An 11874-nucleotide genomic window follows, 5' to 3' on the forward strand; every position below is an offset into this window, starting at 1 on the left:
CCTATGCAGAACGACGAGGCTGTGCAGATCAACACCGTCATCGAGCGACTCGCCGCCGGCCATCCCGAGGTCCCGTCGGCCACCATCGCAGCAACCGTCGAACGCTTCCACGAACGCTTCTCGAATTCGGCGGTAAGGAGTTTCGCCCCGATCCTGGTGGAGCGATGCGCGGAACGGGAACTCTCCGGCATTCCGCCCCGGCGCCTACACCGTCGTTAGGTCGTGTCTCGCACGGCAATCCGACGCACAGTCCTGGACATGCGACTACTTAGCTTCGCTCACAAACGTTCGCGCAGCGTACGTCGGTTTTCTGAGCGGATCGTGTGACTTCCCAGCCGCCCGGACGGATCGGCCGGGCGGCGCCCGTGGCCGCGCTAGCATCGTGGCGACAGGACACCGACCGGCCAGTCCGGCGGCCGGGCTCGCATCGGACGGTTTGGGGAATATGGGGATGAGTTCGCTACCGGACTTCGTGCGGGACGCGGTGCATCGCTCGGTCGCCACGGGTGACGGGACCGCCGTGATCGATACGGGTTGCGGTCTGGTCCAATGGCTTTCGTCGGCAGGGAACGTCTTCCACATCGAGGTGGCGTATCCGGAACGGCCGCACCGGCGTTCACTGTGGCAGCGGCTGCGCGGCGGCCCGAGTCCGGCCGGTTTCACCGAACGGCAACTCGCGTCGCTCGGCAATCTCGGGTTCGCCGAACTCGATTCGGCCTACGTGCTCCGGGCGGACGACGCGGGGCTGGACCGCGATCACGTGGTGCACGTCGTCGTCACCGTGCTGCACGATGTGCTGGAGGCGCGTGAGGTCTCCGATATGTCCGTCGAGGTCTTCTGAACCGCTCCCGACCGGCAATACCGGGTAGACGGTGGCGCCCGTCGTTACGCTGGCGGACGTGTTGGCAGGTCGTGACAGCGAGCAGGCCGAGATCGAGGGGCTGCTCGACGACGCCAGGGCGGGCAGCAGCCGGTCTCTGGTGATTCGGGGCGAGGCCGGGATCGGGAAGTCCGCGCTGGTGGAGTACGCCGCGACCGCGGCGGCCGGGATGCGTATGGTGCGCGGTGTCGGCGTCGAGTCCGAGGCCGAACTCGCTTTCGGCGCACTGCATCTGCTGCTGTACCCGTATCTGGATCGGCTCGACGGGTTGCCCGGCCCGCAGGAGGCGGCGCTGCGCGCGGCGTTCGGGCAGATCGAGGCGCCCGAGGCGAACCGCTTCCTCGTCGGCGCGGCCACCCTGACGCTGCTGGCCGAACTGGCCGCCGAGACGCCGACCCTGGTCCTCGTCGACGACGCGCAGTGGCTCGACCGCAGCTCCTCGGACGCGCTGCTGTTCGCGACGCGCCGCTTCCACGCCGATCCGGTCGCGGTCGTGTTCGCGGTGCGGGAGACCGCCTCGCCGTTCGCCACCCCGGGCATCGACGCGCTGCGCCTGAGCGGTCTCCCTCGCCCGGCGGCCACGCGGTTGCTCGCCGAGCGCGTGGCGGGGCTGACCGTGCCGGGATGCGAGCGGGTGCTGGACGAGTCGGACGGTAATCCGTTGGCGCTCATCGAATTAGGCATGGCGCGCCGGGCCGCCGAACGGGCCGGGCACGCCGACCCGATGCATGAGGTCGGCCCGCTGCCCGTGACCCGCCGCGTGCAGGAGAGCTTCCGGGCGCAGATCACCGAATTACCCACGGCCACAAGCACCTTGCTGTTGATCGCCGCGGCCGATACCGGTGCGGGCGTCGACACCATCCTGAGCGTCGGCGCCGCCTTCGGGCTCACGGCCGCCGATCTCGAGCCCGCGGAGCACGCCGACCTCGTCGCGATGTCCACCGATGCCTTGACGTTCCGGCATCCCCTGATTCGCGCCGCCGCCTACCAGCAGGCGGCCCATCATCAGCGCGTCGCCGTGCACGAAGCCTTCGCCCGGGTGCTGACCGCCGCGGCGGACGCCGACCGCCGCACCTGGCATCTCGCCGCCGCCACGACCGAACCGGACGAGCGGGTGGCCACCGAGCTGGAACACACGGCGCGCCGGGCCCAGCACCGCGGCGGGGCGATGGCGGTGTCGGCGGCGTACGACCGCGCCGCACGGCTCAGCGCCGACCCCGAACACCGCGCCCGGCGCATCCTGATGGCCGCCCGCGCGGCCTACGACGCCGGACGGCCGGACCGGGCCGACCGGCTGGCCTCCGAGGCCACCGCGCTCACCACCGACAACGGAATCCGCGCGGACGCAACACATATCAAGGCGCAGATCGAATACGAACGCACCTCACCCGCCCGAGACGCCGAACTCGCCCTGCGGGCAGCGGAATTGGTGGTCGCCCACGACCCCGAACGCGCGGTCTACATCCTGTCCGAGGCCGCCTGCTGCGGTCGCGACGCGGGTCGGCGCGACCTGCTGGAGCGCGCCGTCGGGCATTTCGGATCCCTTCGCCTGCCCGATGATTCGCCGCTGCGCAGGCATGTCGCCGCCCAGATCGCCTGGGCCGATTTCCTCGCGGGACGGCCCGAAGCCGCCGTCGGCGCCATGGCCGAGCAACTGCGCGTCGCGCGGGGCGCCGATGTCGACTGCCTCCACAAGATCGTCGCGGCGTTCAGCGGCGTGATGCTCGCCGAAGACGCGGACACCGCCGCGATCATGGACGCGGCACTGGACGAGGCCCGCTCGACGGGAGCGGTGCTGTGGATTCCGTACTCGCTCGAGGTGCTGGCGCTCGCGCGATTATTGAACGGGCAGTTCCTGCAGGCGCGAACCGCTGTGGCGGAAGGCGTCTCGCTCGCCCTCGAACTCGAGATGGACACCGAGGTGGCCGTGCTGCGGGCGGTGGAGGTGTGGCTGGCCGCGATAGCGGGCGATACGGAGCGTGCCCGAGCACTCGCCGCGGACATCGAACCGCTGCTGTCCCAACGACATCCGGCCCACGCCGCGCTGATGACCTGGGGGCTCGCGATCGCGGATCTGTCGGCGGGCCGGTTCGAATCGGTCGTCGACGCCCTGGACGGCGTCTGTACCGGGCCGGTCGCACACGACTTCCCGATCCGCGCCGTGCCCGACCAGGTGGAGGCGGCGATCCGCGGCGGCTTCCCGGAGCGCGCCGCGGCAGTTCTGCCCGCGTTCGAACGCTGGGCCCGGGCGATCCGAAATCCCTTGGGGGCGGCGCTGTTACACCGCTGCCACGCGCTGATTGCGACTGCGGACGACGACGCGGAGAAGCACTACCGCACCGCGCTCGAACTGCACGAGGGGCATGGCGGGCACTACGACCGCGCCCGCACGCAGCTGTCCTTCGGTGAATGGCTGCGGCGCCGCCGTCGCCGGGCCGATGCCCGCGTACAGCTCGTGGCGGCGATGGAAGCCTTCGATCGCGTCGGCGCCCGCGACTGGGCGGACCGTACCCGCGTCGAACTGGCCGCCCTCGGTGAGCGGCCCGCCGAGCAGCGCGGCGACCCGCTGAAACTGCTGACGCCGCAGGAGGTTCAGGTCGTGCGGCTGGCGGCGGCCGGGCACAGCAACCGGGAGATCGGCGCCCAATTGTTCCTGAGCCCGCGCACCGTCGGCCACCACCTGTACAAGGCGTATCCGAAACTCGGCGTCACGCGGCGCATCGAACTCGCCCAGCTCGAGCTGTGACGGGGAGCGGATGACCTATCCGGCGGTCCGCGGCCACGGCACACGCCGGTCATGCGACCGATGCGGCCCGGACGACCGGCGAAATAGCTTTCTTCCGGCAGGTCAGAACCGACAGGGAGAAGACATCATGTTGCTCGAGAACAAGACCGCGGTGATCTACGGCGCGGGCGGTTCCATCGGATCCGCGATGGCCAAGGGCTTCGCCGCCGAGGGGGCGAGCTGCCACCTGGTGGGCCGCACCGCCGCCACGCTCGACAAGGTCGCCGACAAGATCTGCGGCGCCGGTGGCCGCGCCGAGACCGCCGTCGTGGACGCGCTGGACGCCGCTGCCGTCGCCGACCACGCCGCCGCGGTGGCCGAGAAGTCCGGCAGCCCCGACATCTCGGTCAACGTGATCGGCTACGAGGCCCTCTTCCAGCCGCTCGTCGACATCTCGGTGGACGCCTTCGCCGACTCGATCGCCACACTCGTCCGGGCACAACTGGCGACCACCCAGGCCGCCGCGCGGCACATGATCGCGCAGCAGTCCGGGGTCATCCTGTTCTTCGGCGGCTCGGACCCGGCGCACAAGTTCCCGGGCCTCGGCAATGTGCAGGTGAGCATGGACGCCGCGGAGGGGCTGCGGCGGCAGTGGGCGGCCGACCTCGGGCCGTTCGGCATCCGGGTCGTCTCGCTGCTCACCGGCGGCATCATCGACACCTTCCCGGACATCCCGGAAACCGAGCAGGCGCGCAAGGGCATCGTCGACGCCACTCTGCTGAAGCGGGCGGCCACGCTGTCCGATGTCGGGCACGTCGCGGCATTCGTCGCCTCCGAGCGCGGCCGCTCCCTGACCGGCACTCAGGTCAACATCTCCTGCGGAGCCTGCGGGGACTGACCTCACGCGGGGACGCCGCCGCCCCGGTCGGGAAGGAACATGGCGGCGGCGAAACCCGCGAGGCCGAGAGCGCCCAGGACGATCATGGCGGCCGCGTAGGCGTGGCCGGTGAGCCCGGCGGTGAGGATGGTGCCCGCGATCGCGGTGCCGAGTGCGGATCCGAGGTTGGACACGCTGCGGGACAGGCCGGAGATCTCGCCCTGCTGGTCCTCGCCGAAGCTCGACTGCACGATGTTGACCGACGGGGTGAGCATGACGCCGAGCCCGAGCCCGATCAACAGCAGTCCGGGGGTGAAGGCCCACGGGTCGACCGCGCGGTGCGCCAAGGCGAGCAGCACGGCGATGCCGACGATCGTGACCAGGAAACCGTCGATGATGAGGGTGCGTTGCGGCCGGCGGCGCGCGAGCCGTGCCGCCGCCAGCGACGACACCAGCAGGCCGACGGTCGCCGCGGTGAACACGACACCGGTCTCGATCGCGCTGTACCCGCGCACCACCTGCAGATACGCCGCGACCACGAAGGACGAGCCCATCAGCAGCAGCCACTGGATGTTCTGGGTGACCATCCCGAGGTTCGCGGTGCGGTAGCGGAACAGGCTCGTCGACAGCAGGGGCTCGCCGCCGCCGCGTTCCTTTCGCCGCGCCGCCACGAAGAACCACGTCAGCAGGCCCGCCGCGAGTGCGAGCAGGGCGAGGGTCAGCAGAATGTTGTCGTCGGCGACGAGAATTCCGGCGACCAGCAGAACCAGCCCGGTCGCGGAGAGCACAGCACCCCCGATATCGAATTTGCGCGACGGGTCGGCGGGCAACGGATCACGAATCCGCCGGCTCAGCACGACGATCGAGAGGACGACCAGCGCCTGGAAGACGAAGGCCGCGCGCCAGCTCAGCGCCGAGGTGATCAGTCCGCCGAGCAGCGGCCCCGCCGCGGCCCCGATTCCGCCCATCGCCATGATGGCGCCGAAAGCCTTTGCCCGCGAATCGGTTTCGGTGAACATGAGGGTGGTGAGGATGTAGACGGGCGGAATGAGCAGCGCTGTCCCGACCCCCTCCAGAATCGAGTTGCCGAGAATCAATACCCCCAGGCCGGGCGCGGCGGCACTGAGGACCGCGCCGACCCCGTACACCGCCAGGCCCGCGATCAGACAGCGCTTGCGGCCGTAGCGGTCGGTGAGTTTCCCGCCGGGAATCATCAACGCGGCCATCACCAGAAGGAAGATCGTGATGGTGACCTGCACCCCTTGCACGGTGGTGTGCAGGTCGGTGCTGATGTCGTTGATCATCACGTTCATGTTCGAGCCGGCGAAGCTGCAGATGAACTGCGCCAGCGTCAGCGGCAGCAGCACCCCGCGCGGGCTCGCCGCTACCATCGCTTTCTGCGCCGAGATACACGCACGGCCCCTCCTTCGCCGGTCGGCTGGATCGCTGCACGCCGCAACCCGCCCAGTCTGTGCCGCCGCGCTTCCGTGCCGGTTACGCCCGGCTCGGCGGCGGAGTGAACCGCCGCGGAAGTGGGGGCTGTCGCCGACGGCCCGCGTCGCCGATGATCGGTCGGACGCGCCTGCGGGCGAACGGCAGGCGACGGCGTAGCGTGCCGAGGCGAACGGACACGGCGAGGGAGATTCGATGCGCGGTAGGTGGTTTCGACGAATCGTGCTGGGCATGGTGCTGACCGCCGGGGCCGCCACGGTATCGGCGGTCCCGGCGGGCGCCGACGACGGTCCCCCGGCCGCCCTGGACCGCTTCTATCATCAGCAACTGGACTGGAAGTCGTGCGGCGATCGGGCACTCGACGCGACGGGTGCGCTCTGCGCGGGCGTGGTCGTCCCGCTCGACTACGACCGTCCCGACGGACGCACGACCACGGTCGCGATCTCCCGCATCGCCGCCACCGACCCCGCCCGGCGGCGCGGCATCATGCTGTCGAATCCGGGCGGACCCGGCGGCCCCGGGCTGAGCATGATGGTCACCGTGCGCGATCGGCTCACGCCGGACGTCCGCGCCCAGTACGACCTGATCGGCATGGACCCGCGCGGCATCGGCCGCTCCGATCGGGTGAATTGCGCACTGCCGCTGCCCACCATGCTGTTCTCGGCCGGATTCGACGTGTTCGGTTACGCCCGCGACACCGCGCTGGCCGCCGCCCTGGCCACCTCGTGCGTTGCGCCGGACCCGGAGCGGGCGCGGTTCTCCACCACCCGCAACGTCGCTCGCGACATGGACGTCATCCGCGGGGTCTTCGGCGATGCCCGGACCAGTTACTACGGCGGCTCCTACGGTAGCTACCTCGGCGCGGTCTACCTGGAGATGTTCGGTGACCGCGCCGACCGCTTCGTGCTCGACAGCGGGGTCGATCCGGATCGCTACTGGATCGGCATGTTCCAGGACATGGGCGGGACGAACGAAGCGGCACTGGATGATTGGGCTATCTGGGCGGCCCGCCACGATGCCGACTACCACTTCGGTTCCACCCCCGCGCAAGTGCGCGCCTTCATCGAGGACCTCCTCCACCGCGCGGCCGCACACCCGGTGGTGAGCGACGCCTACCTCATCGACGAGCACACGGTGCCGATGATGTTGCTTGCGCTGCTGGTCAATCCGAAGCTGAACGCCGACCTGGCCGACGCGGTGCGGATCATCGACGACGGCGTCTCGGGGCGGCCCGTCGACATGCAGCGATTGAAGACGAAGATCTCCGGCGCCGTCCCGACCGAGGCGTCCGGCATGGCCGCGGTGCTGTGCGGTGACCGGGCCGCGCCGCGCGATCCGGCGTGGTACTACCGCAATATCGAAGCGGTCCGGGCGAGCCAGCCGGTGTTCGGCGCGTTCGCCAACAACATCACCGCCTGCGCGTTCTGGCCGGAGCCGGTCGAGCCGCCGACCGAGGTGCGCAACGCGAGTCCGGCACTGCTGCTGGGCACCGTGCAGGACACCCGGACCGCCTATCCGCAAACCCTCGAGCTGCACCGCGATCTGTCCGCCTCGCGGCTGGTGACCTTGGCGCACACCAGGATTCACGGCGCCTTCCGCGTCGGGCTGAGTCCCTGTGTCAACGACATCGTCAACACCTACCTGGGCACCGGAACCCTGCCCGCCGCGGACCGCACCTGCGAACCCGACCCCGGCTACTTCCCGGAGTAGGCCGCCGCCGCGCTCAGGCCACCAGGACGGTCTTGCCCGGCAACCGTCCGGCGTCGGCATCGGCGTGCACGGCCGCGAGATCGGCCAGTGGCCGGCGGTCGGCGACGTCGATCCGCAGTTGCCCGGCGTCCACGCGGCGGACCAGTTCGGCCAGCTGCCCGGCGTCGCTGCGGGCGAAGAGGCGTTCCGTCCGCACCCCGCGACCCGCCTGCTCCGGCGGGGGAGTCGTGGCGCTCACCAGCACCCCGCCGTCGCCGACCGAGTCGACGAGTGCGGCGGTCTCCTCCGGCGTGGTGCCCACCAGGTTGAGGACCACGTCGAACGGCCGGCCCGCGGCGGTGACGGGTGTGGCCGTGTAGTCCAGGTGATCGATGATGTGGTCGATTCCGTAGTCGCGCAACCGGTTCGCGCTGCGCGCGCTCGCGGTCGCGGTGACCGCGGCCCCGGCCTGCTTCGCCAGCTGGACCGCGTAGCCGCCGACCGCCCCACCGGCGCCGTTCACCAGGATCGGCTGTCCGGCCTGCAACTGGGCGACGTCGAACAGCGCCTGCCATGCGGTCAGCCCGGCGGCGGGCAGGGCGGCGGCGTCGGCCGCGGCCACGGTGGTCGGTGCCGCGGCCAGCGCGTCGGCGGGCGCGAGCACGTACTCGGCGGCCGCGCCGTCCGCGGTCATCGGCAGGAATGCCACGACCGAATCGCCGGGCCGCCGCCCTTCGACTCCCGCGCCGAGTTCGGTGATCGTCCCGGCGAGGTCGATGCCCGGCACGTGCGGCAGCGCGACCGGGAACACCTCACTCAGATATCCCGCGCGAATCGTCGCATCGACCGGATTGAACGACGTGGCCGTCACCTGCACCAACACCTCGCCAGCGCCCGGAACCGGCCGCGGGGCCTCCTCGTACTCCAACACGTCGCTGTCGCCGTACCGGTGGTAGCGCACTGCCTTCATAACTGCCTCCCAGCTCAGGTTGCTTCGATTTCGAAGCATGCCGAGAACAGTAACTGCTTCGATATCGAAGCAAAACCCCTCGATGCTGTGAAGGCCGTCACATAGCTTCGATATCGAAGCACTTTAGGATGAAGGCGTGCCCGAACCCTTGGAGCCGGAACAGCTGAACACGTACTTCGCGCTCATGGAGGCGGTCAGCCTGCTGCAGCACGCCGTGGAACAGCAGCTGCGCACCGCGGGCGACCTCAGCTACGTGCAGTTTCAGCTGCTGGCCCGGCTCGCCGGCGCCGAGGGACAGCTGACCATGACCGAGCTGGCGGACGGCGTCGTCTACAGCCGCAGCGGCCTCACCCACCAGGCCGGTCTGCTGGAACGGGCGGGCCTCATCATCCGCGCGCCGAGTCCGGACGACCAGCGCGCCACCGTCGTGACCATTACCGAGTCCGGCCTGGAGCGGGTGCGGCAGGTGCTGCCCGGCCACGTCGAGGTGACCCGCCGCATGCTCTTCGACCCGCTGCCTCCGCGCGACGTAGCCGAATTGGGCGTCATCATGACCCGGGTCCGTGACCACATGCGCGCCCAGCCTCCGCGCTCCGCTACTCCGCGCAGGCGCACGCCGAAGTCCGGCTAGTTCGCGGCGAGCGGACAGCTAACGGGACGCGCGAATCAGCTGGCGCGGCGCGGCGGAATCACCCAGAACTCGTTGTCCGAGATCGGGGGAAGCGGCCGGGTGTCTTCGATCGGGTCCACTCGCAGGAGCGCGATGAACTCCTCGACCGTGTACCCAGCGGCGCGAATGTCCGAAAGCAGTTGCTCCGCAGGCGACCTCGAAGCGATCAGGCTGAGCATCATCCTCCCCCTGGGAGACGACATCGGACGGATGCGATAGCGGGCCGCGGGGGCAATCGCGGCCCGCTCTGCAGGGCATCTCACTGTGGAGACGCGCACAGCTTAGCGAGTGCCCAGCAAACTCCGCGCCATTTTCGGGTGGAAATATTCGGACATGTCCGGCAGGGGGACCGGACCCGAATTCACTGCTGCAGGCAGTCCTTCACGATCAGCTTGGTGGCCGACTGCGCCTTGGCGGCGTCGTCCTGGCTCAGGCCCATCGCGGACGGGTCCGAGGTCTGCGCATTGGTGCCGGGCTTGGTCATGATCTTCAGCCCGTCCTGCGAAATGCCCTCGTCGACATAGTGTTTCGCGGCGCAATCGGCCATCGCGGCATCCTTCAGGCCGCTGTCCTGCAGTGCTTTGGACAGATCCGCCTGGCTGATCTTCGATTCGTGCTCCGAATGATCCGAGCCGCCGCACCCCGCCAGTAGTGGCAGGGCGACGAGCGCGGCGGCAATCAGCGAAATCCTCAACGGTTCCTCGTTTCATGCAATGTGGTGTGTCGTGCGGCGGCACAACCGCCGTCGTGATCCTGCCGTATCGCGCGGTCCGGGAACAGTCGGTGACCGGAAAATCGTGGGGAAGCACTGTCAGGGGTCCATCGCGGCATCGACCTCGCCGCGACCTGTTGGCGTAGCGCCAATCGTTGCTAGTGTGGGCGCCGTCCACCACCCGGCGCGGGGAGTTGAAGAGAATGCTGAACCACCACCGAGTCGGTGCGGGCGAGCCGCTGGTCCTCGTGCACGGCGTCGGCAGCCGGTGGCAGGTGTGGGAGCCGGTGATCGACACGCTGGCCCGGTCGTTCGAGGTGTTCGCCGTCGACCTGCCCGGTTTCGGTGAGTCCGCGCCGCTCGAAGGCGCCACCGTCGACGATCTCACCGATGCGCTCGCCGCCTTCCTCGCCGAACAGGGACTGGAGCGGCCGCATCTCGCGGGCAATTCCATGGGCGGGCTGATCGTGCTGAACCTCGGCGCCCGGGGCCTCGCCCGGTCGGTTACCGCCTTCTCGCCGATCGGATTCTGGTCGGTCGCCGGGCGGGTGTGGTGCCAGCGGTCGCTGGGCGCTTCGAAGGCGCTGGGCCTGCGTCTGCGCCGCGCGCTGCCCGCGATTCTCGGCACGCCCGCGGGGCGCACCACGTTTCTGAGCCTGGTATTCGGCAAGCCGTGGGCGGTCGCGCCGCGGGTCGCGCTCGACACCGCGCACGGCGCCATGTTCGCACCCGGATTCGACAGTGCCCTGGCCTCTTTCGACGATGCGCGGCTACAGAACGGCGGCCGGTTGGACCGGATCCCGGTCACCGTCGCCTGGGGCAGCCGCGACATCCTGCTCACCCACGCCACGCAGAGCCGCCGGGCCCGCGCCTGGCTGCCCGGCGCGCGCCACCGCACGCTGCCCGGCAGCGGCCACACCCCGTTCTACGACGACCCGGAACGCTGCGCCCGGGTCCTTCTCGATCAGCTGGACGCGAGCACAGGGAGTCCGCGATGAGCAATGTGTCCCTCACCGTCGACGGCGACCGGGCCTACGTCGCCCTCGACCGTCCCGACAAGCACAACGGCCTGACCATCGAGATGCTGCGCGACCTGGTGCGGGTGGCCCGGGTCGTCGGCCGGCGCGACGACGTGCGCGCGGTGATCCTGTCCGGCAACGGGCCCAGCTTCTCCAGCGGCCTGGACATCGCCGAGGCCGTCGGTGATCCGCTGACCATCGTCCGCAATTTCGTACCGATCCCGTGGCTGGGCACCAACACCTTTCAGGAGGCGTGCTGGGCGTGGCGGCGGCTGCCGCAGCCGGTGATCGCGGCCGTGCACGGGCACTGCTTCGGCGGCGGGTTGCAGCTCGCGCTGGCCGCCGACATCCGCTACGCCACCCCCGACGCGGACTTCGCGGTCATGGAGGCCAAGCACGGCCTGATTCCGGACATGACCGGCGCCGCCACCCTGTCGCGGCTCATCGGCGTGGACAAGGCGCTGCTGCTGACCATGACCGCCGATCCGGTGGATGCCGCCTACGCCGAACGCATCGGGCTGATCACCGAGGTGACCGCCGATCCACGCGCCGCCGCGGAGAAACTGGCCGACCGGATCGCGACCCGTTCGCCGCACGCGGTGGCGAGCGCCAAGCGGCTGTTCGACCGCAGCTGGCATGCCGGACTGCGCCGGACGCTCGGTATCGAACGCGCGACACAACTGCCGCTGATCGTGCGGCAGGCATTGTCGAAGAATTAGACAATTTCCCCCGAAAACTGTGCATTGCCCCGAAGTCCGGTGCGGTAAACGCATTCCGGCGAGATTCGCTGCTAGCATTTGCTCGCTTATGCCAGCCAGTCGATAAACGTGTGCGGCAGCACAAGCCAGTCCGTCGTGGGCCGCACCCGCGCTTCGGCCAG

The 11874-nt window shown here is 70.0% G+C and carries 12 protein-coding genes; 8 read left to right on the plus strand and 4 right to left on the minus strand.

Annotation, left to right across the window (positions count from 1 at the left end; all coding sequences use genetic code 11):
- Positions 1-3 precede the first annotated feature (3 nt).
- The 4 genes from ACFMRZ_RS23925 (at position 4) to ACFMRZ_RS23940 (ending at position 4503) form a co-directional block, all read left to right on the plus strand.
- On the plus strand, positions 4-219 hold the full coding sequence (locus ACFMRZ_RS23925) for a three-helix bundle dimerization domain-containing protein (RefSeq protein WP_280276618.1): 216 nt from the start codon (positions 4-6) through the stop codon (positions 217-219).
- A 232-nt stretch (positions 220-451) separates the two neighbouring features.
- Positions 452-841: a hypothetical protein gene (locus tag ACFMRZ_RS23930; RefSeq protein WP_280276619.1), complete on the plus strand. Its 390-nt coding sequence runs from the start codon at positions 452-454 to the stop codon at positions 839-841.
- Positions 842-899: 58 nt separating this feature from the next.
- Positions 900-3626, plus strand: coding sequence for an ATP-binding protein (locus tag ACFMRZ_RS23935; RefSeq protein WP_400180837.1), 2727 nt, complete (start codon positions 900-902; stop codon positions 3624-3626).
- A 127-nt stretch (positions 3627-3753) separates the two neighbouring features.
- Complete coding sequence (locus ACFMRZ_RS23940) at positions 3754-4503, plus strand: SDR family NAD(P)-dependent oxidoreductase (protein WP_400180838.1); 750 nt, start codon at positions 3754-3756, stop codon at positions 4501-4503.
- Between the two features lie 2 nt (positions 4504-4505).
- Here the strand turns inward: ACFMRZ_RS23940 and ACFMRZ_RS23945 are convergent, their stop codons facing one another.
- A complete protein-coding gene (locus ACFMRZ_RS23945; protein ID WP_400180839.1) occupies positions 4506-5873 on the minus strand; it encodes an MFS transporter in 1368 nt (455 codons plus the stop codon).
- 256 nt (positions 5874-6129) lie between these two features.
- Here ACFMRZ_RS23945 and ACFMRZ_RS23950 point away from each other — a divergent pair, with 256 nt between their 5' ends.
- Positions 6130-7644 carry an alpha/beta fold hydrolase gene (locus ACFMRZ_RS23950; protein WP_400180840.1) on the plus strand — a complete coding sequence of 505 codons (1515 nt, stop codon included), beginning with the start codon at positions 6130-6132 and terminating at the stop codon, positions 7642-7644.
- A 13-nt stretch (positions 7645-7657) separates the two neighbouring features.
- Here the strand turns inward: ACFMRZ_RS23950 and ACFMRZ_RS23955 are convergent, their stop codons facing one another.
- Positions 7658-8593 (minus strand): NADP-dependent oxidoreductase, encoded by a 936-nt coding sequence (locus tag ACFMRZ_RS23955; protein ID WP_400182957.1) that lies wholly within the window; start codon positions 8591-8593, stop codon positions 7658-7660.
- Between the two features lie 136 nt (positions 8594-8729).
- Here ACFMRZ_RS23955 and ACFMRZ_RS23960 point away from each other — a divergent pair, with 136 nt between their 5' ends.
- Complete coding sequence (locus ACFMRZ_RS23960; RefSeq protein WP_400180841.1) at positions 8730-9224, plus strand: MarR family winged helix-turn-helix transcriptional regulator; 495 nt, start codon at positions 8730-8732, stop codon at positions 9222-9224.
- A gap of 35 nt (positions 9225-9259) precedes the next feature.
- Here the strand turns inward: ACFMRZ_RS23960 and ACFMRZ_RS23965 are convergent, their stop codons facing one another.
- On the minus strand, positions 9260-9442 hold the full coding sequence (locus tag ACFMRZ_RS23965; RefSeq protein WP_280276626.1) for a hypothetical protein: 183 nt from the start codon (positions 9440-9442) through the stop codon (positions 9260-9262).
- A gap of 182 nt (positions 9443-9624) precedes the next feature.
- Positions 9625-9957, minus strand: coding sequence for a hypothetical protein (locus ACFMRZ_RS23970; protein ID WP_280276627.1), 333 nt, complete (start codon positions 9955-9957; stop codon positions 9625-9627).
- A 221-nt stretch (positions 9958-10178) separates the two neighbouring features.
- On the opposite strand from ACFMRZ_RS23970, the gene ACFMRZ_RS23975 reads away from it, so the two are divergent.
- Both ACFMRZ_RS23975 and ACFMRZ_RS23980 read left to right on the plus strand, forming a co-directional pair.
- Positions 10179-10973 (plus strand): alpha/beta fold hydrolase, encoded by a 795-nt coding sequence (locus ACFMRZ_RS23975; RefSeq protein ID WP_280276628.1) that lies wholly within the window; start codon positions 10179-10181, stop codon positions 10971-10973.
- Positions 10970-11713 (plus strand): crotonase/enoyl-CoA hydratase family protein, encoded by a 744-nt coding sequence (locus tag ACFMRZ_RS23980; protein ID WP_400180842.1) that lies wholly within the window; start codon positions 10970-10972, stop codon positions 11711-11713. Before ACFMRZ_RS23975 ends, ACFMRZ_RS23980 begins: the two co-directional genes overlap by 4 nt.
- The last annotated feature ends 161 nt before the right edge of the window (positions 11714-11874 follow it).

Origin of the sequence: Nocardia sp. N2S4-5, from assembly GCF_044628355.1 — a bacterium.
Taxonomy (GTDB): domain Bacteria; phylum Actinomycetota; class Actinomycetes; order Mycobacteriales; family Mycobacteriaceae; genus Nocardia; species Nocardia wallacei_B.